Origin of the sequence: Hallella colorans, from assembly GCF_003096815.1 — a bacterium.
In the GTDB taxonomy this organism is placed as follows: domain Bacteria; phylum Bacteroidota; class Bacteroidia; order Bacteroidales; family Bacteroidaceae; genus Prevotella; species Prevotella colorans.
In genome coordinates this window covers 160,768-187,669 of sequence record NZ_QENY01000003.1, presented here as the reverse complement: position 1 = coordinate 187,669, position 26,902 = coordinate 160,768, and the positions used below count along the sequence as shown (strand labels likewise).

Genomic DNA, 26,902 nt, shown 5'->3' with positions numbered 1-26,902 from the left:
GACACACTTGTTCCTTCCATACCCATCTATGGAATCGTAAAATTACTTTAATTTTTGTCAAGCTGTCTTCTTTATAGTCTGCGCCATCTCCCTTGCGGCAAGAATAGCAGCATTTACCGTATGTATGCCGAAAAAGAGTAGCAATCTTTCGCTGAACATATTGCGTGCCTTGATGCGTCCTACGTCATAATGCTGTTTCTGATTTCCGAAGCTACCCTCCATTGCCGTTGCCCTAAGATTTCCGATAATTCGTCTTGCCGTCTTGAGACATTCGGCTTCTTCCTTGGGCTTCGGACCTTTTCTGGTGAAACATGTTATTATGCCTTTTTCTGTACACATAGAGCGGTTGGCATTGTTGGCATATATGGAGTCGGCACCTACACGGCTGACCTTGATTCCCGTTAGAGATTCCTGATATTCAATACATTGCTTAAGACGAACACCCTCGTTGAAAGCTTCAAAGGAGTGGTGTTCTATAAATGATATGCCGTCAATTTGTATGTTGTTGACTTTTGCCCCGAACTCCACACGCTTGTTTTCCTTGCCTCTGACAATGGGACGGAGATAGGGACGGTCGATACTGACGATACGGTGTTTAACCTCCTTGCCAGAGAACAAGTCTGACTGTTGAAGATGTACGGTGCGTATTGCAGAGAGACGCTTTTCCTGTTCTGCCGACAGGCTGATGCAGGGGCGGTATAATTTGCAAAGACGGTTCCACTGGAAGAGGAGCTTGGAGAGAAGTTTCAGAAGTCTTCTCTTAAGCTTTCGGGTGGACGTAGCCGTGTGCTTGCGTTGCTTGGCATATACAAGTCTGGCCTTGGCAACATCATTGTACTTGCTTCTTGGAACACGTTCTGACAAGTGTTTGCTCTCAGAAACGAGCAGATCGTGAAGCCATTGACAACACTCCCAAAGCAGTTTGATGTCTGTCGGGAAGCGCAGGTAGCTCTCATAGCAGGTAGCATCCGTCAGGCACAGATCCTTGTTCTTAAGGCTGTCTTTCCATTTGTCGTACAATATGCGTTGAAAGTTGTCAATGTCAAGAGTTCTGGCAAGACGATTGCGTATGGCACTTATAATCTTACCATCCTTGAAGGGATGGGAAGGATTGATGAACACACCACAGAACATCTGCATATGGATGCTTCCGTTGAGCATCTCTATCAGACCGTCATCTGACAGACCTGTGTAGGGTTTGAGAAACATGAGAGCGATTTCCCCCTCTGGCGAGAAAAGTGGCTTTTTCCCTCGCTTACTCTTATGAATGCAATTCGTATACTCAGCTGCCAACTCCTTTAGCGGGAGTTGGGAATGGATACGTCCAAGTTCACTTTTTACAAAGCTATCACGATAAGCTTGTAAAATATTGAACTCCGTAAAGGGCAAAGTTGGTGTTATATCAGAAATTTTTTGTATCTTCACAACGATTTTTTTAAGAATTTTCCCCCGATTCTGCCCGTGATGGGTCGTTCGGGGGTTTTATGTAAAGGTACAAATAATATATTACTCTGGCAAACAATTAGTTAGGAATTTACAGAGTATCCCTACTTAGCCGTCTATATCGACGCCACCTTTATTTCCACCCGTAGGGACAGACAGGTGTCCAAGGAAGCCTACTATACCATTCTGGGGGTATTGGAAGACGGCAGCAGGGAGGTGCTCACGGTTGTCAATCATCCCACAGAAGGGGCTCTGTGCTGGAAAGACGAGCTTGAGGCCTTGAAGCAAAGAGGCGTCGAACAGATAGACTTAGTCGTTTCCGATGCATTGCAAGGAATAGAGAATGCCGTCTGTGCAGCCTTTCCCGGTGCCGCACACCAGTTCTGCGTGGCACACGTCAAGCGACAGATACTCAGCGGCGCATCACATAAAGACAAACCGGTAATGGCGCAGCAGCTCAGTGAGGTGTTCCAATTGGAGAACAACGAGATGAATTCCTTGCAGGGATACGAACAATTCATTACCTTTGTCGAGAAATGGGAAAGGAAATATCCTGCACTAAGAAAGTACAAGGCTGAACGCAACAGTGCCTACTTCACGTATATGGACTTCCCGGCCCAAGTGCAGAGGTGCATATATACGACCAACTGGATTGAAAGGCTCAATAGGAAGTACAGGAGAACCATCCAAATGCGAACATCCATGCCATCAGAGAAGTCTGTCATCTTCCTCCTGGCAGCCGTGGCGATGGAGGAAACAAAGACAACATATGAAAGGAGAATATATCAATTCAAGAACTGGAAAGAAAAGAATAAAATAACAGTGGAAGTACAGAGAAAGGAAAGATGAATTACACACTTTTAAGGACAGTACCTTCCCGTCTTAGGATGCCGGCCCACGCCCTTGAAGATGACGTTAGAGAACAGGGCTATCGTGGTGGAATCGATGATTCTCAGACGTTTTATCCATTCCTCCGTACCATTGCCGTCGGCTGTCCGAAGAAAGTCTGTCCTTATTGGACTCGTAAAGGTCGCGGTACACGTCCTCAAAGAACTTTTCCGAGTGTCTGGTGTTTGCATCTGACAGGGTACTGCGCTTAGGAACCCTGTCAGTGCCTATGTGGTGAAGCTTGCGCACCTCAGCCGTCATTGCCGCCTCTATCTCGCGCAGGGAGTTGAAGCGCATGATGACTGCATACAGCATCGTAAGAAGATGGGTGAAGCCGTCAAAGGTTTTCACATACCGCTCACCGCCGTTTCGACGGCTTATTTCAACTATTTTATCATGGTCGAGAGATTTTATCAGCTGACCATATACTGGCTGTCCGAAGAAATGTGTACTTTTGCCCATGTTATCTGAGTTTGGAAGCAAAAGCAATGATAACAAAAAGGGCTGATATCTCGTGAGAAGTGTCAGCCCTAAATTTGTATCTTACCCAAAAGTTTAGCGGACAGTAATAATTTTTTATCGATAACTCTTGCGATCGATTTTTCCATTAAATGTACGCCGCACTTCAGCAATCTCACCATATAATACAGGAACTTTATGAGATTCTAATTTAGATTTGAGGTAATTCACCAGATTCTTTCGATTATAATCGACATCTGGTACAATCAACAGTTTCAATACTTTTCCAACAACAGGATGTGGAGCCTCGATACAAATGCAATCTTTCACGCCAGAAAAAGCCAATGCAATGTCTTCAATCTCTGTAGGTGCAATCTTATAACCTCCAACGTTTATAACATCGTCACTTCGTCCATGCAGACGTAACCTACCTTTCATATCTATAGACCCTAAATCTGCTGTAATAATGGTACCATCTTTTAGTACTTTTGCTGTTGTTTCCGTATCGTTCCAATATCCCATCATAAGTGTTTTTCCCTTACACCCAACGACACCGTCGTCTGTAATGAAAAATGAGGATCGTTTCATTGGCATTCCCAAACAACCTGCCAAACATTCGCCATCATTATAATTAAAAGTAGAAATAATGCCTGTTTCTGTAGATGCATAGGTGTTGTAAAGTCGGGTTTGAGGCAAAACTTGACACAACAGACGCATATCTTCTAATGGCATGGGAGCTGCTCCCGTTTCTATGAAATCTATCTTATTAGCATACGATGTCAATTTATCCTTTGCAAAGGTCAAGAGCATACGTATGCAAGCTGGAACCAAGAAGGTTGCCACCTTGGTATTCGCATCATCTATTACCTCAAAGAAACGGTTAATATCCTTCATTCCATCAATCAACTGGATTGTTCCTCCTGTGTAAATAACGGGATAGATTTTCGACAAACTACCAATATGATTCAAAGGTCCATTGATGATAAATGTTAAATCACCATCATACTCTTGTGCCTCAACCAAATTTTCCGCATCAGCCATAATGGTTTCATGACTTATCATGACTGCTTTGGATTTTCCTGTTGTACCTGTTGTATAGAGAATATCTGCCACACCCTCTGGAGCAATCTTCCCAGAAAAAAAATCTATAAGTTGCTTTCTTTTACAGGATGGTAATTCTTTATCTAAGGGCACAGCTACAGCATTTGCAAGATGGATTGCGAAATAAGATGTAACAAAATCAAAAGTAGAAGTTGCCACGATTGGTACCATTTTTCGTGTAACATCACCCAATTCTGTTGATTTACGGCAAGCGGCTTTAAATAATGCTGAATACGAATATGACTTTCCCTCGCATTTTAAAGCTATCTTCTCTGGGCTATACGCTGCATGTGAACGCAATTTATCCTCTATCGTCATTTCCTGCTAGTTTTTTTTGTACCATCTCAACAAGACTATCAAGCGTCTTGAAATTCTTTGGAGTGACATCCGAATGGTTAAGTTCTATTCCATACATATCAGAAAGCGTCATCAAAATTGTTGTTATTCCAAGAGAATCAAGCTCTTGAAACAAAAAATCAGAGTCTAAATCTACTAGAGGCAACAAATTCTCCAGTGTCTGTCGAATAATTTCTTTCATTGTCAAAATAATAATAATTAAAAAATACGAGGTAAAAAATCCAATAAATATTTCCGCCAATTTTCCCAACTATGTGCTCCATCTGTTTCTTTATAGAGAGATGTAGCTCCTTGTTTAGAAAGGCGTTTGCGAAATTTATCCAAGAAAGGTTTTAAAGGGTCTTTCCTCCCAATTGCAATATAATAAAGTCGAGGAGGAGTTTTAAACTGATTTTTTAGTTTGTTGTCTAAATTTTGATAAATATCTACATCTTCAACAACATCTTTTCCCTTCTCATATTTTTGCTTCAACCAACTTGGAAATTTGTCTTTAATCTTCTCAACTTGAGCATTTACTTTTTGTATGTGCATAATATTTTTGTCAGTCAATGGGTTTATTGATTGGGGAGAGAACAAACCTACATAATCAAACATCATTGGATTGTTAGCAGAAATGGCTATAGCATGTAGACCTCCCATTGAAAGGCCAGCGATAGCTCTATGTTGTTTGTCTGGTTTTATCCTAAACGTCTTTTCGACGAAAGTTACCACTTCTTCGGGAAATGCTTTTTCTGTTCGACCCATCCATGAAGATACATTAGAATGACTCGCTTTTCCTTGCATATAAGGACTTTGTCCAGGTGCTGCATCCAAATCTACGATTCCATTAGGCATAATTACAATCATAGGTTTTGTCTTGCCTTGTGCAATCATATTATCCATTATCTGAGCCAAACGGCCCATATCAAGCCACGCCATTTCATCACCACCAGTACCATGTAAAAGGTACAATACTGGATACTTCTTCTTAATATTCATTTCATAGTCTGCAGGTAGATAGACAGACAAGCGACGTTGCTTCATATTCTCGTTAAATGATGAAGGATACCAAAGTTGATAAACTTTGCCATGTGGCACATTTTGCTTTTTATAATAAGAGCCTGGGACTCCATCAATAATAAAATAATTTATGGTGTCAGTAATATCACGTACCACATTTGGATTGCATGGATCCAAAAACTTTTTATTGCCATCATAGAAACGGTATGTATACATCTCCGATGGAAGAGAATCAATATGTAAAATCCATGCACTGTCTTTGAATGTCATATCTTTAGCTTCCGTAAATGATCCTTCTATTGTCACCTTTCTTTCTTCAGGACTTCTGTATTTGAATGTGATAGACCGATCTTCGCCTATTAATGGCATTTGTTCATTTGGAGTCTGACCTCTAACCGAGGTAGAAAGCAAGAAAAATATAAATGACAATATAAACATGTTCTTCATACGCTTATAACTTTAATATTACTAATTCCCTCTAAACTCTTGTCGTGCATATCAAACATAAATACCTGACATTCATCCGCTTTAATTTCTGCAACATCTATTGTCTTATGTATTTTTAAATTAGGAACTAATCCTTCTGAACAATAGAACAACAATGTTGATTTTTCCTCATCAGGTTCATATACTGATACTATAATATTCTTATGCACTAAGGCGTAGAGAAGTGCGAATTCTCCAAAGCTATGATTGAAGACAAGAACATTGGAAGATGTTACAACTCCATCTATCCACTGAGAAAAGTTGCTATACTTCTTTAGATTGTTCTGTACAGCACGATAAATTTCCGTTCCTTTATATCGATAGCGGTCAAGCAGTAAATTATGATAATAATGAGAGGTTTCTATCAATGAAGCCATTTTAACATACTCCTCAACATAATACCTATGTATATTTTTTGTCCGCTGTACATATCCATCTCCCCATCGAGCATCATTCAATAAAATGCGCTCACGAATACTTACTGTAATATTTCCACCATACACCGCAAAGCTATTTCTTGGTAAAACATCATTCAAACCATGTAAGAACACAGGCACAATATCCAATCCCAATTGTTCTGCTATATAGAATGCACCTTTATGAAATCGCATAATAGAAGACTTGGAATTTCGTTCGCCTTCAGGAAATACAACAAGACTATATCCCTGTTTTACACGTTCCTTAAGAACTGAGAGGTTCTTATTCATATCCTCTGATAGGGTAACAAAGCCCAACCATTGATAAATACGTTTTACTACCCAATTGTTACTTGGGTGTCTATTGGAAATTAGTACTATTTTAGAGCTCAACGCCATAAAAACAGCAGCATCCAACATTGATTGATGGTTGCTAATTATCATGGCAGGTTGTTCAAAGTCTTCATCAGAAGTTTTCTCCACACGATATCTAACTGTAGGTATATGCGTAAGATTATACTGATAAAGTCGTTGTACATATCTATGAAGATGTCTCCTCTTACTTGCCGTAGGTTTTAACAAGCATAAAGTCAAAAATCCTCTTACATAAACAGTTGTCAACTGACAGAAGAAAACAAATGAAGATAATCCCATAACGAGAAGAGGAATCATTGAAACAGGTCGTTTACGATACTCGTCATTGTGTCGCACCAAGAATTTGAATACGAGTGGTGGAAAAATGTAAGCCATTAGAACTACAGAGAACATACCAGCAATTGTAATTTCTGCAAGCGAATGGAGTGCGGGATGACGTGCCACGATCAAAGTACCGATACCAATAAACATAATCAATGCCGAAATGATGATGGAATGCTTGTAAGAAGCCAACATCTTGCGACGATAAGCATACTCATACATGGCACCCTCAGTCATGAAGATTGTATAATCATCGCCCTGACCAAAGATGAAGGTAGCCAAAATGATATTGACAATGTTGAACTGCATACCAAACAAAGCCATGATACCCAATATCCACAACCAACTCACTGCCATAGGGACAAATGAGAGGACTGCCAACTCGATACTGCCAAAAGAGAGCCAAAGGAAAAAGAACACTATGAATCCGCATGCAAAGCCGATGTAGTTGAAGTCGTCAGACAAGTGATTGGCGATAGCACTATTCATACTGACCACATCAAAGCTATAGCTATCATGCGAATCCAAGACATCCTCCACTTCCTTCACGTTGTTATCCTTCACGGAAAGGATATTAACTACATTATATCTTCTATTGGCACTATCCATACTCAAGTTGGAAACAAAAAGTGACTGGGTAAGAGGTTTAAAGTAAGAGAAGTTTTGTGGCTGATAATCCTTATCTAACAAGGCATAGAACTCATCAAAACTATCGTCAGCAAAACCTTCCAAGCGCATACCGACTTGCAAGGAAGACTTGATTTTTTCCTTGTTACGTTGCACAAAATCCTGCCAAAGAAGCAAACGGCGTTGCTGCTCCTTATATGAAACTATAAACTGACTGCACGTATTGTAATCGTGTACCTTACCTTGGGCTTGCAATTTCTTGAGACAAGATTGTAAATGTAGACTCTTGTCCAAAGCACCATCCATCGTAGAATCAGAAGAGATGGCATATACCTTCTGATATTCTCCACTCTGTACCATCGTACGCTGGAAATACGCCATGTCTGCCTTCTGCTCATCAGTCATATAGTTGATGTGCCCCATGTTGGCATCAAACTGAGTTTGCAAACTGAAATAGCCAAACACCAAGGTTAGGACAATCACCACAACCACAAAGACAGGTTTGTTTTCCAAAGATACATTGCTCAACTTATCTAAGAAAGTATGTTTCACTTCCTTTGTTTCCTTGGAAAGATGAGGAAGATAAATCAATACAAAGATAATGGTACCGATGAGCAAGAAAGAACTGAATAAGCCTAAGTCACGCAAAGCAACAGACTGCAAAGGCACCAATGCCAAGAAAGCCCCCACGGTCGTCACATTTCCTACCAACAAAGGCATCACTATTTCTCGCAAAGCCTTGCGTTTATTAGGTGTATGAGAAAGATGGGCGATGAAATGCAAAGGATAATTGACGGCGATACCCAAGATGACAGAAGATATGCCGATGACAATGACCGAAACCTTGTCATGGAAAAGAGCCAATCCACCCATGGCAAAGAGCCATCCCCATGCTATGGAGAATGCTATCAGAAGGAGATTATGGAAACTACGGAAAGAGAACAGGAGCAAGGCCAATATCAAGGTCACGGAAATTATGACTGCCAAGATACTATCCGTCTTTATCTGAGAGGCATTAGTTACAGCTATAACTGGGGCACCGATGATATGGATGCCAATATTCTTCTGCCCACTGGTCACTATGTCTGCACATGTCTTCAACATATTGGTAAGTCGGGCATTGTTCTCTGTCTCGCTCGCTCCATAAGGGGAATCCATCATGACAATGGCCTTCTGCATGTCGGGAGAAAAGATATACCCATTATACATCTCATGTTTGAGACCTGTATCTGAACGCTGCAATTTCTTTACCACAGGAGTAAAGATATTGAGTGGATCACGCTGAATATTATCAGAAAGAATGCCACCGGCAGGGAACATCAGCATTTGCTTGTCTTGCTTCAACTGATGAGCCACATAGTCAGGCTGAGTCATCACACTATCCATCCTCGCATAATCAGCATCTGTCAAGAAATAAGGGATGTTTTTATATACGAAGTCTGTCACCTCGGTCATCTTTTCCACATCGATCTGCGACATCACATTGGTGAGGATATGAGCAGTGTCAGTCTTCTCTAACTTTTCCACAAAAGCATCGATGCTGTTCACCATGGCGTCAGGATCCGTCTTAGTAGTATCACGATACTGGAAAATAGCAAAGACTTTGTTTGCACCTGAGATGTCCTGATATACTTTTAACGCATTGTGATGTTCGCTATCAATTGGCAGGAAGTCGGCAATGTCTTCCTTATAACCCAAGCGCAACACCGACATCACCAACAAGAGAGTAATGACGACGAATGAGAAGAAACACGTCATACGGTGCATCTTCATATAGTCATATAACTTCAGAATAAACTCTGGCATTTTACTTATTGTTTATTGGATTTGAATAAATGCCCAAGAAAATATCCATCAGTTTCCCGATGTCACAAGTGTCATATCGTTCCAACTCCTTGACACGCTTTAAGAACAGTTCTTTTTGCTCCTGCGTATAGCAATCTTGATATTTCGTTGTACCATAACGCAAGTCGTAAGCAATATAGTTGTTCGGATAGAGACGATAAGCCGTATTGATTCTACTATCCAAGAGCTGAGCTACCGCCCTGTGATACTCGTTATTGGTCAAGTTCTCAAACTTAGCCAATTCGGCATGGGAGATAGGGTCGCAAAGTTCAATATGTACCCGTCCCTTAGATTGCACAATGCCCGTAAGAATGCTATTCAAGTCCTCTCCTGGCTTTTTAGTATATTTGGAAAACTGGGACTCATAGAGTTCTAAGGTCTTGAGGATGTCGCAAGATTCCCATTCATAAGAGATAGACACTGGCACTATATGAAGTTGGTCTATCGCTTTGATTTTGTCATCCAAGCAAGACATACAAAACATCTTGATGATACCTTGGTCTGTAGCGTCATTTCCATCCTTGGTTCTTCCATTGCGTTGTGCAATCCAAACCGACTGTTTTTTCTCTGTAATGACATGGCGAATATAATCAGAAAGGTGCTTCGAACAACGATAGAACTCCTTAATGCTCCCCCCTGGACGTTCCACCTTAAACATCTTATTACTCTTGCCTATGTCAATGATCAAAGGATTCATCATCAAGTTTGCCCCGAAGGTTATCTCCGTTGTATCAAAACCATTCTGCACGAGGAAATACTGGAGAAGACTGGAGTCGAGCATGATGTCTCGGTGATTAGATACATAAAGATATTGCTTGTGAGGATCTAATTTATCCAATCCTGAACAAGAAAAATCGGTAATGCTATTCTCTATTACACGCTTGTTGACCATACGCATCGTCTCCGTTTGGAATTCCTTCACGGTTTTATAGTTGGCTATTCGCTTACGCACCTTATCCAAAGGTTCCTCTGGGTAGACGTATGCCGCCAAAATGGGGAAGGAAGAACTATAAGCTATACGCTGCATAGCTGCAGGTATCTCCTCTGCATTATAGGGACGAATATCATCGAATATTGTTGATTTCATTAGCTTCTTTTGATTAAAATCTATACCTTATTATTTTATACATTTGATTATAAATATCGCTTACCGAGTTAATCCCCTCAGCCAAATCAGGAACTCATCCTTCCATTGTCGGCATTCTGCTGTACCTTTATAGTCGGTAGCACCAAAACCATGACCACCAGTTTTATATTGGATATAACGGTGATCGACATGATGAACCGTAAGCGCAGAGTCAAGAAGTTCTGAATTATGGCATTTCACGATAGGGTCGTCCTGGCAATTAACCAAAAATACAGGAGGACAATCATCCGGAACATGCAACTCAAGGGAAAGAGAATCACGCAATTGTCGATTATTCTTTCTTCTATCCCCTAATAAAGCACGTCGTGAACGCTTATGCACACACTTGTCTACCATCGTCACGACAGGATAGATAGGGGCGATAAAAGCTGGACGCTCTTTCGGTTGCAATAATTCGCCAGCCGACATCACAAGATGGCCACCTGCCGAAAAGCCCATGGCACCAAGACTGTCGGGATTGATACCATATCGTTGTGAATGTTCCTTGATATATCGCATAGCTTGATGCAAGTCATTCAAAGCATCAGGATAGCGATTTCCCCGAAAAATATAGCGATAGTGTGTAAAATAAGCCCAGAAGCCTGCTGTACGATAATGAAGCACAAAAGCAGAAATACCATATTTCTGCAACCATTCACCTACCGCTTTGCCCTCTGCTTCCATATCATGCCAAAAATAACTACCACCAGGACAGACCACTACAGCAACATTGTTGTGCCCAGGAGCTAAGTAAGGGATCATCTCTACTATCCTATGGCAATCAATTCCTTCCCAAATGTTGACCTTGCCATTTTTCTCTTGCGCCGTCAGTGTCAAGACTCCTAAGTAAAGCAACATCCACAAAGTATATAATTTTCTCTTCATTTGCTTCTTTCTGTCTTTTGTTCTTTACTTTCCTTCAAGTCCTTCATTATTCGTTCAACTTGTTCAAAACATAATTTCTGCCCAATATGGCTTCTGCAGTACTAATAGCAGTCAGAGGAACTCCACAAAATCCATGCAAGTTGTTGTTCTGTCCTGTCAACAGGAGATTACTTATCTTGGTCACAACTGGAAGCTGTGAGAGAGCCATATTCTTGTAATCCTTGCTATAGCCACACAATGCTCCCTCCTTTACACCGTAGAAATCACGGATGGTCAATGGTGAGGAAGCATTAACCTTGTCTATGCACTCCTTGAAGTTTGGGTGCATCTCCTCCACACGTTCCAAAAGTTGTTTTGTCATTTTCTCTTTCCAAGCCTCATAATCAGCCCCACGATGTCCCACCGTGGTATTCTCCCATCGTCTAACCTCGTCATAGAGCATAGGAGCAGTAATGAGCACCTTGGTGCTGTATTTGCCTTGATGGTTCTCTGGTGAAGTCATAAAGAGAAACCCAAGGGGCCAAGAATCGTGATGTTCGCCAAAGTTCCACATCTCATCATATTTCGTCATATAATATTCCGAATGATTGATGTAAGGGAAGGAGTTTGGTTTGAGCTTGATATATGCAGAAAAGGCCGAATAAGCATTAGGTATCGCCTCTAAGCGATTACGATAAGCCTTCGGAAAAGCCTTTTCGGGCATCAGTTTCAAGAGCGTACAAGGATGGATGGCAGAGATATAATAATCTCCTCGAAATTCAGTGCCCGTTCGGGTTCGGACGAAATCAACATGTCTGTCATTCACTTCCACCCATTCCACTCCATCATTGGTCATGACAGAGCCTCCTGATTGTTGTATGACGGAAACCAACAAGTTGGCAAACTTGTCGCTACCCCCAACAAAACGGCTTGCCCCATTGATATACAGGGCACTGATGATAGCATGGATAAAGGCTGGAGTCTCGTCATGACGCCCACCATAAAGAGGATTCATATAAGCTAACACACTACGCAATTTGGTATTGGGAATGTATTTTGCCACAAAAACATCTGCAGGCATCAAAAAGTCTTCTGAATGCACCTTGAACAGGTCGGTAGTTGGTCGAAGGTTGAACAAATCAACAGCATCTGTAATAGCAAAAATCGCCTTAAGATATTCTTCCAAATGTGTCTTTTCCTCAGGAAAGTAAGTTGCCAAGGATTTAACAAATCCTTCCTTACCCTTTTGGATGCGATAGGTCATCTTATCTTCTGCAAAATAGAGACTGTCGGTGCACTCATCGTCCACATCCATCAGTTCCACCTTGTCCATGATGCCTAGATACTGGCAAATGCGACGTATATTTCCACCTGGTTGCATACCTCCTATAACGTGCATTCCTGTATCAAACTCTTCGCCAAAGCGTCTGAAAGTTTGTAATCCTCCTCCAGCTGTGGCGTTCTTCTCAAGAACAGTCACACGCAAACCTTCCTTGGCAAGGATGGCACCCGTAAACAATCCTCCCAATCCGCCTCCTATGATGATAGCTGTTTTATTCATTAGCCCCTTTTATTTGTGTATAAATCGTTTTTGCCGTTAGGAACTCACTGCAAGTGACTATTGTACCGACTAAAACGCCTAACATACCATGTGAGTTAATATTCTGCCCTGTCAGATAAACATTTGGAATCCTTGTACGTTGCGGAACTCTACATGCTGCACCCATATTAATGTCCTTAGCGTTTCCATACATAGAACCTTCTGCCGTCCCCGTGTAATCCAAGTAGGTAAGAGGAGTTGAGGTATAATATTGCTGTATTTGTTCTCTGACACCAGGAAAATGCTGTTCCAAGACATCCAGTAATTTTTCCGCTTTTTTTCTTTTGAAGTCCTCATAGTCTTGTCCCCGTCTTCCAGTAGCATTTTTTCCCCATTTCTCTACATCCTTCATTTGCATGTAAGAAAGCACTACACCTGTAGAAGCAAACTTAGGATGTTCCTCTTGACAAAAATGCATATAGAGAAAGCCTTTAGGCCATGTTGCTTCCGTATATTTCTCACAATCCCAAGGTGTGTCTCCTTGGTAACCATAATAGTTGTAGTTTTGATAAGGTACTTTATTCTCTTTAAAACGCAAGTAGACAACAAAACCTCCCACAGTCTGTGGTATAGTATTGATACGTTTTCTGAAAGCCGGGCGAATCAGCTTGTTATCTATCAATTCCAAGGTTCGGATAGGATGTGCATCCGAGATGATATAATCACAAGACATTTGCTCTTTGCCATTGATTTTGACAGCCACGGCATGGACATCATCACAAATGATACGAGTCACCTTCTTTCGAGTCAGCACCTCGCCACCATATCTCTGAATGGTTGCAGCCAACGACTTTGCAACAAAGTCACTTCCTCCTTGAAAACGAAAGGCACTCTTGTTATAGAAATCCATAATAAAAGCATGTGTGGCAAACGGAGTTTTGTCTTTCTCTGCCGCATAAAGCGGAAGGTTGCCCACTAATACTTTTGCCAATGTCGAATCGGTAATTACCTCATCAATAACCTCATTGATGGAACGTAGTTGGTATTCTGGACTAACCATAGAATCAGTCTCTGCTTCCTTGAGAGAATGTAAAGAAGAAGCATTGGATACCTTCTCCACCAAATCAAAGTATCTTTCTAAGTTATCGTGCTGATTGGGAAAATATTCCGTCATCTGACTGATGAAAGCTTCCCTACCATTAGGAAACTTATACCTTTTTCCATTCAAAGCCACGACATCATAACCAGTTGTATCGAGTTGCGAGAGTTGTACATCCTTATCTATCTCCAAATATTTCATCATTTTATCCAAAGTCTGCCCCTTGCCTGCGCTTCCTATAAAGTGCATTCCTGTCTCAAACTTGGCCCCTTGACGAAAGAAGCATTGTAAGCATCCTCCTATCTGTACGCCTTGTTCGAGCACAGTGACCTGATAGCCATTCTTTGCCAAGATGACACCAGTAGACAAGCCTCCCAGTCCACTTCCGATAATGATTACTTTTTTCTTTTCACTCATTCCTCAACGTTTAATGTTCCTTTGTTTTTATAACTCTTGCTCTATGCGATTCGCTATCTCCTCATGCTTCTGTATATAGTGCTTGCGCATCTGTGAAGCTTGGGCTCTCCAGTCGCCCATTGTTTTCAATTGCTGTAATGTTATCGGACGGTCAACTTCTACATAGAATATACCCTTACGTAAGTGATAGGATTTTTTGGGAAGAATCTTGCCTGGCCCATAGAGATACATGGGCAAGATTTCTACGCCTAATTGTTCAGCCAAGTAGAATGCTCCTTGATGGAAACGACCGATACGGCAATCCTTGGAGCGAGTGCCCTCTGGATACAAGGCGACACTATAACCCCGGTCTATCAACGAACGCAATTGTGGCAAGTTGGATTCCAAGCCGTCTATCACTGGCACATACTCAGCATGACGAATCAAGAAACCGTACAAGGGGTTGTTCCATACCCACTGGTTGGTAAGGAACACCACCTTCGGTGTAAAAACCAACTGACACATCAAGTCAAGGTGTGACTGATGGTTGCAGATGATAATGCGTGGCTTGTCAAAGTCGGTTTTCTCTTTCACTTGATAACGGAACTTCGTACCTGGTATACCGTGATGTATCATGACAAAACGAGAGGCATGGTAGATAAGCTGATGCAAGCGATAACGTTTCTTCTCCGTTACCTTTCCTATCTTGAGATAAAGCCAAGCGGCAGGTGTAAACACCACCATCGTAAAGAATAAGAAGAACAATAAGGAATAAAATGTGCGCAAGAACACCATCAACTTACGGCCCAACCGTAAAGGCAAGCCATAGACTACCGCCAAAAAACAGAGCACTGTGTTAAGTACACTGATTCTGGCAAAATCTTTGCCTGGGCGGAAATGACTCACACGTTCCTCACGAGGAGGATAATACACATTGACAGGTATCGAGACCAATTCCACACCATGCCATGATGCAAAGACAAGAAGTTCTAACTCAGCCTCATAGCGAGAAGTCAACAATCCTACCCCATACAACTTATGCAAAGGATAAAGTCGATAACCCGTTTGGGTATCCTCCAATGCCTTGCCTGTCTGCACATAAAACCAGAAGTTGGAGAATTTGTTGGCAAAGCTACTGCCCTTGGAGCGATCAACTCCTTCTAACAGGCGACGCCCAATAATCAAAGCTCCAGGATGTTCTTGGTTTGCCTTGAGAAAGAGTGCGATGTCCGCAGGATAATGTTGCCCATCCGCATCAAGAGTTATGGCATATGCGAATCCCATGGAGAGAGCTTTTCTAAAACCCTCACGCAAGGCACAACCCTTGCCCTTGTTTTGTGGATACGAGACAAGAGTGATGCCACCCATCTCGTGAAGGGTAGCTGTGGTACAATCTGTGCTGCCATCGTTCACGACGATGACATCGTCACAATAGTTCAATGTGTCAGTCACTACCTGCCGAATGCTCTTCTCATTATTATAGGTAGGAATAATGACACAGATGCCCCTTGACCTTAATTGGCTTTTCAACTTCATGCTTAACATTTCACACTCAACACTAAAGAAATCTTTGCCTTTGCCTCATCGCCCGAAGTAACCACCATTTGGACTTTCACCTCCGAGCCGTCCTCCGACATCTCCACTTTCTTCATCTGGTAAGTAATGACGGTGGATTCGTTTGGTGATATAACAGAAAGAAACTTAACGTTCTTTACCTTGTAGATTTCCAATTTCACTTTCTTCTGCAAGCCCTCACCCAAGAGGTCTTCCAAAAGTTCCGTTCCAATCTGCACGATACAGACACCAGGAGTGATCGGCTCACCAGGGAAATGAGCCTGATAGATAAAACAAGACGGAGTGAGCGCAAGTTCGAAGTACCCCGTCAAACCGTCCACCATCTTCTCGGTTACCGTATAAAGATTATTCCTCAGTTGCATCTTTTAAAATAGTAAAATTATAGTCTATCTTAAATTTCTTGTCGTGGTAGGAATATATGCCTTTGGAAAGATTCACCACGACTTGTACCAAGTCCTTCCTCAGCACTTTCTTAATGTACCACTTGTTGAGCATCTTGATAACACTTAGCAGTTTGACCTTCTTTTTGTCTGGTTGATAGGTGAAATCGATGGCAGAAATGCCAAATTCATTAAACAAGCTACCTTTAATGACACCTCCATCATTGACCATGATGCAGACACCACTGACATAACCTTTCGACATCTCTATTGTGGCATTGTACTTCACTTTGCTTCCCACACTATCTGGGAAATGTCGCTCTTGCTGTGCTTGAAGCGGCAAAACCAAGAGGCTCAGCAAAGCTATACTAATTGATACCAAAAACTTTTGCATTGATAGGCACATTGTTCTTGACATTTTTCAACTCTATTATAGTTCTATCTCCTTTTTTCTCTATGAGTTCCACCTTGAAAACCGTAGACTTCTGCTTATTGAAATGCAGGATTATCTTCTGGAACATCTGCTTCATCTGCTTTTGCTGCGGATAGAGTGTCGCCACATACTCAGCCGAAGAACCTGCAATGCTTACTTTGAAGTCCTTGCTATCAGTCAGGCATTTGCCCACGACACTATTCATCATGATACGAGCTATCTCCTTGAAGAACTTACTCTGATTGACATTGATAACATCATTACGATTCCCCTTGCTGATAAGTACCTTGGAACCATTGAGTACAAAGGTATAAGTATAAGGAGAGGTATATTCCCATCGGAGCTTGTTACTCTGTTGATAATACATTTTACCTCTTGACACCATCTTATCATTGAGCATCTTGAGATATTTAGTCTGCACAAAATCACATTGCATAGTCTTCATTTTCGAAGCTACAGCGTTGATTTGCTGTTTTACTTTTGCCTCATCGACTTTCTGTGCGGAAAGGTTGAGCAAGCATAGGCACAAAGCCATCAAAAAAAACAATACTCTTTTCATCTTTATTTTGCTATTAAACAACATCCTATCATAATAAAGCCAATACCAATCCACTTTACTGCCGACACTGACTCATGGAAAAACGCTATTGCCGCCAACATGCCAAATACATAGCTCAAACTAATCATCGGATAAGCTACACTGAGCGGATAATGCTTTACGATATACATCCAAAGCACAGAGCTGGCTCCAAAAAAAGCACCACTACAAGCGAACTGCCAGTTGATGAGCAAATGCCACCAGAAATCCTTCGTCAATCCGAAAGGGTGCATCTTCTGCAAAGCGAACTTCAAAAACACCTGTCCTATAGCCAAAAGTGCACTTTGGACGACGGCCAATACTATTACTCTCCACATGACAACACCATGGCTACAGAATGTACTGAAGGTAGTGGTTTCTCGCCAACCTTTTTCAACAGAGTGTTGAAGAGAGACGTGCTCTCATCATGGCATCCCACCAATACGTTTTTCACCTTTCCGCTTCTCAAGAGCAACTCTGCGTCTCGAATAGCCCACTCCAAAGAATGACTTTCTTGGGTATAAGTGACATTATAGCCATGGCAATGTGTCTTGATGGCGATATTGCTGCCTATCGTATTGTGAGTACTCTGCATGAAAAAGGTAGGTTTCAACATACCCTCACCTTCTTCCTTGATTTGCTCCATGAGGCGTTCGCTGTTCTCCAAACACCCATACGCCGTACCAGTGATAATGGAATCTGGCACTTCAATACCAGCTTGTTGCAAGGCCTCCAAGGAAGAAAGAAGAGAACTTTTCATGATTTTTCCCATGCGGCGAGCCTCTAATGGTTTAACATATTTGCGAATATCCATTAACTGTTCCTCAGAAGTTATTTCCACTTTGGAAAGTACCTCTATCTTAGCATCCCTCATTATAGTGCTTGTGCTCTCCTTTGGATGCAAAGATATGACCAATGAAGAGTCGTTTCCACCGAAACCAAAGGAATTGCAGAGCACATTCTCTAAGTCTACATTTTGAGTTCCCATCGTTGGAAGAATACCATTCTCCATAGGATTTTTCCATCCTAAGTTGGCTGGCACGAAATGATGCTGCATGGCAAGGATGCAAATGACTGTTTCTATGCTTCCAGAGGCACTGGTGGTATGACCAGTAAATGATTTGGTACTTGATACCATAGGCATCTCGTCACCGAATACTCGTTTCAGTGAGACGCTCTCGCTTTGGTCATTATTAGGAGTACCCGTGCCATGCGCATTGACATATTGGATGTCCTTTGCCGAGAGATGCGCCATCGCCAAAGCCTCAGTCATCGCAAGATATGCTCCCTCGCCATTTTCCGAGGATGCAGTCTGATGGAAAGCATCACAGGCATTGCCATATCCCGTAAGATAAGCATGAGGGGTGACTTTTCTCAGTTGTGCCATTTCTTCCGATTCCAAGACGAGAAAGGCTGCACCTTCTCCGAGATTCAAGCCTGCACGGGTCGTATCAAAAGGGCGACACGGCTCATGATCGAGAATCATCAAGGAATTGAAGCCATTGAGATGGAAACGAGAAAGGGCCTCCGTACCACCTGCCACCACTAAGTCAGCCTCACCAGCCTTGAGCAAACGAGCACCCAACATGATGGCATTAGCTGCTGAAGAACAAGCCGTCGACAAGGTGGTCACCTCATCAAAGATACCAAAGTGATCAGCCATCTGTTGAGTACACTTGCCGCAATCATGATGCTGCAAGAACTCAACGTTAGTCAGGTTCTCTAATTGATCGAAACATAATTCGGTAATGTCCATACCGCCCACTGTCGTACCTGACACGAGTACGATACGCAAAGGTTTACCATCTGGCTTTCTTGCCTTCATGTTTGCAACATCCACATGCGCCTCCTTCAAGGCCTGGTCGATAGCTAACATGCCCATCAACGATGTGCGACTCATCATCTGCCTCGATGGGATGCCCAGCATCTCTTTAATCTGCTCATTCGACAAGTCTACCTCCCCAACTGGCAGTTCATGGTGGACAGACTGGAGATATTTCATCTCTCCTATACCCGTCCGACCTTCCTGCAAGGACTGTAAAACCTCCTGCTTGTTCAGACCAATTGCAGAAACAATACCTTCACCAGTAATTGCGATATTCATCTTACCAAAACTTTATTTCTTTCTATTCTTGCTTACATAGTCAGCGATGGTTGCCACACTCTTAAAAATTTCCTTACCAGCAGCAGGATTAGCCAACTTAATGCCGTATTTTTTTTCCAGCATGACAATCAACTCCAAAGCATCAATAGAGTCCAATCCCAAGCCTTCACCAAAGAGAGCATCGTTCTCGTCAATGTCTTCTACTGTCATATCCTCAAGATTCAATACCTCAATGATTTCTTCCTTCAATTCTTTTATCAATTCTACCATTGTCTTATTCTTTATTTTATCAAATGATTTTCTATGTCTGTTTTTTAAATTTCTATGAGCATAAGGTCTGCCTCAAAGTGTTCCCCATCCTCATAGTCTATCCATCCAGTCAGTACACTTTTGCTTTGAGTGTCCATGAACATCGTCTCCAAGACTTCATTCATCTGCCTTTCGTCCTTCGATGGCAAAATATAAAAAGAGGTCTCGCCATGATAGTGGTTACGGATGGCAATCTCACCAGTCACGATATTTGGCAACGTATAGACAAACACCGATGGACTTGGAAAATAGTTTTCTTTGTTCTGTATTGACTCCAAAAACTTTTTATCAGAAAATATGGAAGAAGAACGATTGAAGAGCACAATAGCTCTATCATAGCATTCCTTAAATCTCACATTTCCCTCTGCTTGCAGAAGTAACTCAGAAGCCACAAAGCCTAATCGACAGAGCCCATCCATCTTATAATACTTAGGATATTCACCAATCTTCTGCTTATAGATGTTTGTCAGTAGTCCATTACCACCTTGTTCTATAGAAAGTGGCGTTCCATCCACAATGACACCCTTGGTGGAGATAGACACCCGATGTGTTATGACAAAAGCCTTTATGGAAGGTTTTTCTTCCCTAAATGTAGCAGAGCTCTTACTCGCCAACATAGTGGCATTACATCCTCCAAATCCTGACAACATCTTGACGAATGTTTTCTTGTCGGTAGGTCGATTTTCCGCAGAAACATTCACCTTGCCCGATACGCCTAACTCCTCATATCCGAGCGTACCGATTATGGTATGATCATCTACAGCCTTCATACTCAAGATGGTTTCCAATACTCCTGCAGCTCCCAAAGTATGTCCGAAGTAACCTTTCAAAGCATCTGTAGGAATTTCCGACAAACCAGCACGCTGGATAGCGATGGATTCCATTTGGTCATTAAACAATGTGGCTGTACCATGCGCATTCACAAATGCCAACCAACTTTTATCTACTCCTAACATGGTTTGCGATAAAGCTTGATATAGTCCCTCGCTGGTTTTGGAAGGTGCACTGATGTGAAAAGCGTCGTTTCTAACAAAACCATGACCGATTTGCCATACACACTCACCGTCCAGTCTTGGGGCATTCTTGGCAAGAACTATAGTTGCCACAGCTTCTCCAAGGTTCAGCCCAAAGCGTTCTATGTCAAAAGGACGACATGGTTCTGTAGACAAAGCCTTGAGCGACTGGAAACCAGATACGATAAAACGATCAGGACAGTCACAACCACAGACGACAGCATAGTCATATTTCTCTGCCGACAACAAGCGGGAGGCAAGTATCAAGGCAGACAGGCCAGAAATACAGGCATTGCAAACCACGAATGGCTTAGTCAAGATGCCTAATTGCTGCGCTATACGTTCTGCTAACGTACCTAATTCGATGTCCTCGTCATCCACCTTTCCCAATCTTTCAATGGCCCCCTTGGTAGAACTTAGAATCAATACCACCTTTTCGTGAGCTACGTCTACGTGAGAAGCTCCAATAGCCTTCTTTGCAGAATTAATGACCAGTTCCTCAAAATCAAGTGACATCAATGAGGCAACAAAGCCGTCTGGAATACCATGACTGCCCTTGGCATAGGCATGGATGCCCGACTTGCCAGCCTTGACCGCCAAGTAATTCTCCTCAGAAGTCTCACCTAATGGTGAAATGATATTATCTGCTAAAACGTATGCCATACAACCACTGAATTCTTCACTCTTCACTTATCACTCCCCAATGTTTCTTCCATTCTTGATAGAAAGGAGGATTATCCCATACCAGTTGGTAATTCAAGTCCATAAACACCTGTACGGAATGTCCCATTGCAATCAGACTCTCATCCTTAGGGTCATGGATTTCATAGTCGAAGACTATCTTTGCCGCTTCTGTTGGCCGATAGATTATGTCGATACGAGGACACATCCCATACTTGATGGGCTTCTTGTAATGGAAAGTAAGTTCCACCAACGGTGCGAAATATCCGTGGTCGAAGAAACTCATATATTCCAATCCATATTTCTTGCCAAATGCCTCTCGGGCATCTTCGAAATAGAGTGGATATGAACCATGCCATACTACATTCATGGAATCTACCTCGCTAAAACGAATGTTAAATATCTTGGACACCTTTAGTTCATTCATGCTTTCTTGTCACTCATTGTTCTCCATTTCCTTGACTGCGATTTTCATCTCCGTCGTCACAAATGTCTTACCTGCACATTCGATGGTGGCCTCTGCCAAAGTCATACCGAATACCTCTTCTTTCACGTCCACACGAGTGGTCAATAAAGAGCCTACCTGAGGTAGTTCCACCACCTCAAAGTTGCGAACGGCTCCGATAAATCCCAACTGAATACCTTTCTTCAAGATGTACTTATTGACATAGCCAATGCGAGCTGCGCAGGTCTGTGCTATATTCTCCATCAATCCTGAAGCGGTGAAGTGTCCATTGTCCACGAAGATATTATTCGCCTTCACCTCTGTCTCCGTCACGGTAAGCGTTCTGTCGAAATGCGTCAGCGTACCTATCATGACGAAAGGTTCTTGCTGAGGCAACAACTCATGAATATCTATCTGACGAAGATCTTGTTCCGTTGGATTCTCTGCATCAAATTCTATCATATTTCTTTAAAATAACATTATGACCAGAAATCATAAAAGTTATACCATTGTGTAGGAAATTGGCGCACTCGTTTTTCTAGTTCTGTCGCATAGCTCTCAGCCAATTGCTGTATTTGTACTTTACGAGAGGCTTCTTTATCGTAAAAGAGAGGAGAAACGAATACCGTATATCCCTTGAACGAGGTCTTCATAACATTGACAGCTATGACTTTCAGTTCTCTCATCGTCGCTACAGAGAACGGCCCCATCGGAAGACGAGCTTTAGCTCCAAGGAAGTTGACAGTCAATGTCTTTGCCGACCCTACAATGCGATCGGCTGGCATACTGACAATCTCCTGGTTGCTCAGTGCTTCATTAACCAAGAAGAGATGACTCATGTCTGGCATGACAGGAATCATGCGGATATTGTTATTTCCCAATTTTTCCCTACGTCCTTCCATCACAATTGTTTTCTCGCCACCAAAGACTAAGGCATTGAAACGCTTGGTCTTAGCAACTAAAGAAAAACCTGCTACTTCATAGCAACCTATGTGAGAACTGAGTATCATGAACCCATTCTCCTGTACTGCCAAGCGTGAGAAGTTCTCGTAGCCTTCTATCTTCAAGTCAAACTTTCTGCCAGCAAACATGGCGAATCGGTCGATGACCACCGTACCAAACAAGCAATGGTTTCGATAAGTACACCATGCTGCACGAAATCTGCTATACCCCAACCGCTTGCGAAAATAGCGATATGCCATTGTACGACTATGATTGGTATTGAGAAGCAGACATACTGGCATGATAAAGAGGGTGGAAAAGAGGTACAGTGCCCGCACATCCAGCACTCTTAAAGAGTTGACTAATTGGCGATGCATCCAAGCACTGCCGAATGTCGTATTCTTCACTTAGCCTACCTTGCTCTCAATATAGTCGCAGAACTGGCTAAGGGTTACAACCCCCTGCATTTCCTCAGGCTTAATCTTGAAACCAAAGTTCTTCTCCACGATAACAACAATATCAACGAAGTCAAGACTATCAATACCAAGATCGTCCTTTAACTTTGCTTCTGGTGCAATCTTCTCTTCCTCAATTTCCAAATCCTCAATGAGGAAATTTCTTACTTTCTCTTCAATTACTTTTCTTTCCATTTTTATTTATCTAATTATTTAAGTTTTACTTCTAATATTGTATGTCCTTGCCCTATACCATCATGAGTAGCCACAACTTTCAATCCGGCACGTTCAATTTGCTTTATCATGTCATCAGAATGATACATCTTGCTATTTCCATTTGCCATTACCGTAAAATAAACACTTGTCATAGTCAAGCAGAGCGATGCTGGTTCATATTTTTGGCGATCCCAGAAGGTTTCCATTATATATAAGGTGGTATTCTCGTTCATCACCTTTGCAGTACGGGCAAGAATGCTATATATTTCTTCTTCGGAAAAACAGTCCAAGAACTGGCTCATCCAAATGGCATCCCATTTTCCTGTCGGCAACTCATTTTCTACTTCAAGAATATTGGTTGGGTAGCCTTCTATTCTGTCTGCACCCGTTAGCCCCTCTACATTTTTCTTCATCATGCCGATTTGTCCAGGAAGATCTACGATTGTAACGTTTACATCTTTATCATAGTTTACACAACGAAGCGCAAAACGTCCAGTATTACCACCGACATCCATCAAGTGCTTAGTTTTTTTACCAAAAACAATATTCAAAGCTGTATCAAAAGAATGATCGCTATAGAAATGATCAAAACCAAACCAACTCTGCTGTACCTGTGGAGCGAGTTTTGAAAGTCCCTCATAAATAGTAGGCCATTCACCAAGTGTTTTCAAGCCTGCAGGCTTACCTTCTTTCAGAGCTTCGTCAAGATAGAACATTCCACGATAATTCACATCATGATTAAAGTCGATGTTGACTCGTGTGGCAGGATCGTTGAGCAAGAACCATCCAGTCTTGGAAATATAGTACTTGTCTGTTTTCTTGTCTATTAAAACAGTACCAGCACTGAGTGATGCCTCCAATAATATCTTAAGAACATACTCCGACAATTTTGTTTTCTGTTGCAACTCTATTAAAGTAAGTCCATCAGTACTATCACGCAGTTCATCCAATATTCCCCATTTTACCATAAGTCGGGAAACCTGAAAAATGACAGGTCCCCAAGCGATAAACTCAGCCTGGCGTTGAGCTTCACGAGCGGAAAGTTGCTCTTTTGTATATCTATCGCTTTCAGATTTAAAAAGATTCATACTATCTTATTTAAAGCATTTTAATATAAAAGAAGCTATTTTTTTTGCGGCATCTTCATAGCCGTCACCCCACAAATTGCTCATACTCCCCCAATGACCACCAGAACCAGAAATCTGAAATTTTACAAGAGCATTGCCATCCTCGTCCAATATGTAGCATTCATTCGTGTTATCGCCTTTTTTAGAAACACTAATGGGTTTTACTGATAAAGTATATTTTGCATTGGTATTAATTGTAACAAAGGCTCCTTTTTTAGATAATTTGTTATTCAAGTTCTTTAAAATTTTCTCTTGAACAACAGGTTTAAGCTCGTTCTCCAACTCTTTTTGGGCATCATATTTAGGCTGAGTAGCTTGACGGTATTCTAACCAATCTGCAATTGATTTATCGTCGATTTTCGTTTCTGAAAAATCAATTTTAAGATTAATTTTACCTTCTCCTTTTAAAGAAGGTATTGAGCCGTCTAATATTTTCTGTGCGTCTGTGGTTAACGTGACCATTATCGCCATCAAAATTAATGCTATTTTTTTCATTTTGCTTAGTAATATTGTTGTATTTATTTTAACTTAGTCATATCTTTTCCTAACGCCTTGAAACATTTACCTATGCCATCAGTGACGTTATAGTCCTTCGAAGCGCCATATCCGTCAATAAATATAGAACACACTTGTTCCTGGGTTTTGATGTTTAAAATATCAATGGTTCCCGTTACAGAAATCTTGCCTTGCCCCCACATACCTGTAAAAGCTTGGTGCTTTTCTAAATTTGTCACTTTAAAAATAATCGAGTATTCGGCTAGATCTTTGTTTGTAACCAATTTTAACCCTTTGGTGTTCTCATTAAAAGAGTTTACAAAGCATTCTGAGGCCACATTGACTCGTTTTTCGTAATCAGTTCCACTCCAATCCTTGAAACTCTCCTTTTGTTCCCAACGAGCATTTGAGAAATCGAAAACTATTACTGCGTTTGCATTTTCCTTGACAACAACAGATTTTCCACTTTTTACCTTGATGTCGCTGCCTGCTAAAGCGTTAAGACAAACCAGACATGCAGCAATCACAAACAATATATGCTTCATAATTATTTATTTAAAAGTAATTTATATTCTTTTGATAACCAATGCAGAGTTTGTGCCTCCGAACCCAAAACTGTTACTCAACACCGTATTTATTTCTTTATCTACAGTCTTGGTTGCAATGTTCAATCTCTCCGAGTATTCATCAGGATTTTCGAAGTTGACATTAGGAGCCACAAAGTTGTTTTGCAGCATCAAAGTGCTGTAAACAATCTCAGAGGCTCCTGCCATCCAACATTCATGTCCTGTCATACCTTTAGTCGATGAAATCAGAGCGTGTTTTCCTTTGAACATACGGTTGAGAGCTATCGCTTCATACATGTCGCCTTGATGAGTGCTGGTTGCATGAGCATTGATATAATCAATATCGTCTTCCTTTATTCCTGCCATATTGAGCGCACGAGTCATGGCTATAACACTACCATCATCAGACGGCTGACTGATACCGCCACCATTGCTTGAAAAACCATAGCCAACGACTTCTGCAAGAATATTAGCACCACGAGCCTTAGCATGCTCATACTCTTCCAAAACCAAAGAGGCAGCACCACCGCTTGGTATCAGACCATCTCAGTCACGGTCAAAAGGACGACTCGCTTTTGTCGGCTCGTCCATACGAATAGAAAACGCACCGAGCGCGTCAAAGGAAGCCATAGAATAATAATTGGTTTCCTGAGCACCCCCACATAATACAATATCTTGTAAACCTTGCTTTATCATCATAAAACCTAGGCCAATGGAATGACTTCCACTTGCACAAGCTGAACTAACAGTAAAGTTAACTCCTCTAAGGTGGAAAATTGTACTGAGATTCATATTAACTGTGGAATTCATAGACTGAAAGATAATACCATAGCCCAACATGGCAGAATCATGCTTCTCATCCATAATTTTCGAAGCTTCAATCACAGGTTTTGCAGAAGAATCATTGCCAAAAATACATCCAACTTCATTGTTTAGCAAATACTCATCAGAAATTTTAGCTTGATTAAATGCTTGCAGACTAGACATGTAAGCATATTTTGCCTCTTCTGACATTCCTGCGCGTGTATGACGGTCAAGCATCTTCTTTGTTATGACAGGTTCCTCAACAATGCCAGTCAACGCAGAACGGTAACCATATGTTAAACGTTCGGGCTGTACGCCTATACCTGATTTTCCATTATATAATGAATTCTTGACCGTTTCTAGGTCAGTACCAAGGCATGACCAAATACCCATACCTGTAATTACGACTCTTCTTTCCATTACTTATTATACCTTAAT

Annotated in this window: 25 protein-coding genes and 2 pseudogenes; 1 reads left to right on the top strand and 26 read right to left on the bottom strand. The window is 41.6% G+C overall.

Annotated elements, in window-relative coordinates; translation table 11 throughout:
* Nucleotides 1-57: 57 nt before the first annotated feature.
* Nucleotides 58-1,425 (bottom strand): transposase, encoded by a 1,368-nt coding sequence (locus tag C7379_RS02685; RefSeq protein WP_116615886.1) that lies wholly within the window; start codon nt 1,423-1,425, stop codon nt 58-60.
* Nucleotides 1,426-1,548: 123 nt separating this feature from the next.
* Here C7379_RS02685 and C7379_RS02680 point away from each other — a divergent pair.
* Nucleotides 1,549-2,292 (top strand): annotated as a pseudogene (locus C7379_RS02680) (IS256 family transposase); the annotation flags it as partial.
* A gap of 66 nt (nt 2,293-2,358) precedes the next feature.
* On the opposite strand, the gene C7379_RS02675 reads toward C7379_RS02680, so the two are convergent.
* From C7379_RS02675 to C7379_RS02555, 25 genes and pseudogenes are all read right to left on the bottom strand, one after another.
* Nucleotides 2,359-2,793, bottom strand: a complete 435-nt coding sequence (locus C7379_RS02675; protein WP_229039301.1) for a DUF4372 domain-containing protein — start codon at nt 2,791-2,793, stop codon at nt 2,359-2,361.
* A gap of 114 nt (nt 2,794-2,907) precedes the next feature.
* Nucleotides 2,908-4,209 carry a class I adenylate-forming enzyme family protein gene (locus C7379_RS02670; RefSeq protein ID WP_116615885.1) on the bottom strand — a complete coding sequence of 434 codons (1,302 nt, stop codon included), beginning with the start codon at nt 4,207-4,209 and terminating at the stop codon, nt 2,908-2,910.
* The gene (locus tag C7379_RS02665; protein WP_116615884.1) at nt 4,193-4,429 is read right to left on the bottom strand and encodes an acyl carrier protein; all 237 of its coding nucleotides are present in this window, start codon (nt 4,427-4,429) and stop codon (nt 4,193-4,195) included. Before C7379_RS02665 ends, C7379_RS02670 begins: the two co-directional genes overlap by 17 nt.
* Before the next feature lie 17 nt (nt 4,430-4,446).
* On the bottom strand, nt 4,447-5,694 hold the full coding sequence (locus tag C7379_RS02660; protein ID WP_116615883.1) for an alpha/beta hydrolase-fold protein: 1,248 nt from the start codon (nt 5,692-5,694) through the stop codon (nt 4,447-4,449).
* Entirely contained in the window at nt 5,691-9,278 is a 3,588-nt protein-coding gene (locus tag C7379_RS02655; RefSeq protein ID WP_116615882.1) for a 1-acyl-sn-glycerol-3-phosphate acyltransferase, read from the bottom strand. The genes C7379_RS02660 and C7379_RS02655 overlap by 4 nt, the downstream gene beginning before the upstream one ends.
* A 1-nt stretch (nt 9,279) precedes the next feature.
* Complete coding sequence (locus tag C7379_RS02650; protein WP_116615881.1) at nt 9,280-10,404, bottom strand: 1-acyl-sn-glycerol-3-phosphate acyltransferase; 1,125 nt, start codon at nt 10,402-10,404, stop codon at nt 9,280-9,282.
* Between the two features lie 60 nt (nt 10,405-10,464).
* Nucleotides 10,465-11,328 carry an alpha/beta hydrolase gene (locus C7379_RS02645; protein ID WP_116615880.1) on the bottom strand — a complete coding sequence of 288 codons (864 nt, stop codon included), beginning with the start codon at nt 11,326-11,328 and terminating at the stop codon, nt 10,465-10,467.
* A gap of 46 nt (nt 11,329-11,374) precedes the next feature.
* Complete coding sequence (locus C7379_RS02640; RefSeq protein WP_116615879.1) at nt 11,375-12,868, bottom strand: phytoene desaturase family protein; 1,494 nt, start codon at nt 12,866-12,868, stop codon at nt 11,375-11,377.
* Complete coding sequence (locus C7379_RS02635) at nt 12,861-14,363, bottom strand: phytoene desaturase family protein (protein ID WP_116615878.1); 1,503 nt, start codon at nt 14,361-14,363, stop codon at nt 12,861-12,863. The genes C7379_RS02640 and C7379_RS02635 overlap by 8 nt, the downstream gene beginning before the upstream one ends.
* A 27-nt stretch (nt 14,364-14,390) precedes the next feature.
* Nucleotides 14,391-15,887, bottom strand: a complete 1,497-nt coding sequence (locus C7379_RS02630) for a glycosyltransferase (protein WP_116615877.1) — start codon at nt 15,885-15,887, stop codon at nt 14,391-14,393.
* Nucleotides 15,881-16,279 carry an ApeI family dehydratase gene (locus C7379_RS02625; protein ID WP_116615876.1) on the bottom strand — a complete coding sequence of 133 codons (399 nt, stop codon included), beginning with the start codon at nt 16,277-16,279 and terminating at the stop codon, nt 15,881-15,883. The genes C7379_RS02630 and C7379_RS02625 overlap by 7 nt, the downstream gene beginning before the upstream one ends.
* Nucleotides 16,263-16,679 (bottom strand): hypothetical protein, encoded by a 417-nt coding sequence (locus tag C7379_RS02620; protein WP_229039303.1) that lies wholly within the window; start codon nt 16,677-16,679, stop codon nt 16,263-16,265. The genes C7379_RS02625 and C7379_RS02620 overlap by 17 nt, the downstream gene beginning before the upstream one ends.
* The gene (lolA2, locus tag C7379_RS02615; protein ID WP_116615921.1) at nt 16,666-17,289 is read right to left on the bottom strand and encodes a flexirubin biosynthesis/transport protein LolA2; all 624 of its coding nucleotides are present in this window, start codon (nt 17,287-17,289) and stop codon (nt 16,666-16,668) included. The genes C7379_RS02620 and lolA2 overlap by 14 nt, the downstream gene beginning before the upstream one ends.
* A 2-nt stretch (nt 17,290-17,291) precedes the next feature.
* Complete coding sequence (locus C7379_RS02610; RefSeq protein ID WP_116615874.1) at nt 17,292-17,645, bottom strand: EamA family transporter; 354 nt, start codon at nt 17,643-17,645, stop codon at nt 17,292-17,294.
* Nucleotides 17,633-19,411: a beta-ketoacyl-[acyl-carrier-protein] synthase family protein gene (locus C7379_RS02605; RefSeq protein WP_116615873.1), complete on the bottom strand. Its 1,779-nt coding sequence runs from the start codon at nt 19,409-19,411 to the stop codon at nt 17,633-17,635. The genes C7379_RS02610 and C7379_RS02605 overlap by 13 nt, the downstream gene beginning before the upstream one ends.
* 12 nt (nt 19,412-19,423) lie before the next feature.
* Nucleotides 19,424-19,681 (bottom strand): phosphopantetheine-binding protein, encoded by a 258-nt coding sequence (locus C7379_RS02600; protein ID WP_116615872.1) that lies wholly within the window; start codon nt 19,679-19,681, stop codon nt 19,424-19,426.
* Nucleotides 19,682-19,725: 44 nt separating this feature from the next.
* Nucleotides 19,726-21,396 (bottom strand): beta-ketoacyl synthase N-terminal-like domain-containing protein, encoded by a 1,671-nt coding sequence (locus C7379_RS02595; RefSeq protein ID WP_116615920.1) that lies wholly within the window; start codon nt 21,394-21,396, stop codon nt 19,726-19,728.
* Between the two features lie 16 nt (nt 21,397-21,412).
* Nucleotides 21,413-21,841: an acyl-CoA thioesterase gene (locus tag C7379_RS02590; protein ID WP_116615871.1), complete on the bottom strand. Its 429-nt coding sequence runs from the start codon at nt 21,839-21,841 to the stop codon at nt 21,413-21,415.
* A gap of 9 nt (nt 21,842-21,850) precedes the next feature.
* Complete coding sequence (locus C7379_RS02585) at nt 21,851-22,321, bottom strand: hotdog family protein (RefSeq protein ID WP_116615870.1); 471 nt, start codon at nt 22,319-22,321, stop codon at nt 21,851-21,853.
* Between the two features lie 17 nt (nt 22,322-22,338).
* Complete coding sequence (locus C7379_RS02580; protein WP_116615919.1) at nt 22,339-23,178, bottom strand: LpxL/LpxP family acyltransferase; 840 nt, start codon at nt 23,176-23,178, stop codon at nt 22,339-22,341.
* A gap of 30 nt (nt 23,179-23,208) precedes the next feature.
* Nucleotides 23,209-23,451, bottom strand: a complete 243-nt coding sequence (locus tag C7379_RS02575) for an acyl carrier protein (RefSeq protein ID WP_116615869.1) — start codon at nt 23,449-23,451, stop codon at nt 23,209-23,211.
* A gap of 14 nt (nt 23,452-23,465) precedes the next feature.
* Nucleotides 23,466-24,560: a FlxJ family methyltransferase gene (locus C7379_RS02570; RefSeq protein WP_116615868.1), complete on the bottom strand. Its 1,095-nt coding sequence runs from the start codon at nt 24,558-24,560 to the stop codon at nt 23,466-23,468.
* Nucleotides 24,561-24,566: 6 nt separating this feature from the next.
* Nucleotides 24,567-25,094: a hypothetical protein gene (locus tag C7379_RS02565; RefSeq protein WP_116615867.1), complete on the bottom strand. Its 528-nt coding sequence runs from the start codon at nt 25,092-25,094 to the stop codon at nt 24,567-24,569.
* Between the two features lie 23 nt (nt 25,095-25,117).
* Complete coding sequence (locus C7379_RS02560) at nt 25,118-25,639, bottom strand: hypothetical protein (RefSeq protein ID WP_116615866.1); 522 nt, start codon at nt 25,637-25,639, stop codon at nt 25,118-25,120.
* A 21-nt stretch (nt 25,640-25,660) separates the two neighbouring features.
* Nucleotides 25,661-26,884, bottom strand: a pseudogene (locus C7379_RS02555) (beta-ketoacyl-[acyl-carrier-protein] synthase family protein).
* Between the last annotated feature and the right edge of the window lie 18 nt (nt 26,885-26,902).

Coding starts and splice junctions, on each gene's coding strand:
- C7379_RS02675 (WP_229039301.1), bottom strand. CDS start 2,793: ATGGGCAAAAGTACACATTTCTTCGGACAGCCAGTATATGGTCAGCTG.
- C7379_RS02670 (WP_116615885.1), bottom strand. CDS start 4,209: ATGACGATAGAGGATAAATTGCGTTCACATGCAGCGTATAGCCCAGAG.
- C7379_RS02665 (WP_116615884.1), bottom strand. CDS start 4,429: ATGAAAGAAATTATTCGACAGACACTGGAGAATTTGTTGCCTCTAGTA.
- C7379_RS02660 (WP_116615883.1), bottom strand. CDS start 5,694: ATGAAGAACATGTTTATATTGTCATTTATATTTTTCTTGCTTTCTACC.
- C7379_RS02655 (WP_116615882.1), bottom strand. CDS start 9,278: ATGCCAGAGTTTATTCTGAAGTTATATGACTATATGAAGATGCACCGT.
- C7379_RS02650 (WP_116615881.1), bottom strand. CDS start 10,404: ATGAAATCAACAATATTCGATGATATTCGTCCCTATAATGCAGAGGAG.
- C7379_RS02645 (WP_116615880.1), bottom strand. CDS start 11,328: ATGAAGAGAAAATTATATACTTTGTGGATGTTGCTTTACTTAGGAGTC.
- C7379_RS02640 (WP_116615879.1), bottom strand. CDS start 12,868: ATGAATAAAACAGCTATCATCATAGGAGGCGGATTGGGAGGATTGTTT.
- C7379_RS02635 (WP_116615878.1), bottom strand. CDS start 14,363: ATGAGTGAAAAGAAAAAAGTAATCATTATCGGAAGTGGACTGGGAGGC.
- C7379_RS02630 (WP_116615877.1), bottom strand. CDS start 15,887: ATGTTAAGCATGAAGTTGAAAAGCCAATTAAGGTCAAGGGGCATCTGT.
- C7379_RS02625 (WP_116615876.1), bottom strand. CDS start 16,279: ATGCAACTGAGGAATAATCTTTATACGGTAACCGAGAAGATGGTGGAC.
- lolA2 (WP_116615921.1), bottom strand. CDS start 17,289: ATGAAAAGAGTATTGTTTTTTTTGATGGCTTTGTGCCTATGCTTGCTC.
- C7379_RS02610 (WP_116615874.1), bottom strand. CDS start 17,645: ATGTGGAGAGTAATAGTATTGGCCGTCGTCCAAAGTGCACTTTTGGCT.
- C7379_RS02605 (WP_116615873.1), bottom strand. CDS start 19,411: ATGAATATCGCAATTACTGGTGAAGGTATTGTTTCTGCAATTGGTCTG.
- C7379_RS02600 (WP_116615872.1), bottom strand. CDS start 19,681: ATGGTAGAATTGATAAAAGAATTGAAGGAAGAAATCATTGAGGTATTG.
- C7379_RS02595 (WP_116615920.1), bottom strand. CDS start 21,396: ATGGCATACGTTTTAGCAGATAATATCATTTCACCATTAGGTGAGACT.
- C7379_RS02590 (WP_116615871.1), bottom strand. CDS start 21,841: ATGAATGAACTAAAGGTGTCCAAGATATTTAACATTCGTTTTAGCGAG.
- C7379_RS02585 (WP_116615870.1), bottom strand. CDS start 22,321: ATGATAGAATTTGATGCAGAGAATCCAACGGAACAAGATCTTCGTCAG.
- C7379_RS02580 (WP_116615919.1), bottom strand. CDS start 23,178: ATGCATCGCCAATTAGTCAACTCTTTAAGAGTGCTGGATGTGCGGGCA.
- C7379_RS02575 (WP_116615869.1), bottom strand. CDS start 23,451: ATGGAAAGAAAAGTAATTGAAGAGAAAGTAAGAAATTTCCTCATTGAG.
- C7379_RS02570 (WP_116615868.1), bottom strand. CDS start 24,560: ATGAATCTTTTTAAATCTGAAAGCGATAGATATACAAAAGAGCAACTT.
- C7379_RS02565 (WP_116615867.1), bottom strand. CDS start 25,094: ATGAAAAAAATAGCATTAATTTTGATGGCGATAATGGTCACGTTAACC.
- C7379_RS02560 (WP_116615866.1), bottom strand. CDS start 25,639: ATGAAGCATATATTGTTTGTGATTGCTGCATGTCTGGTTTGTCTTAAC.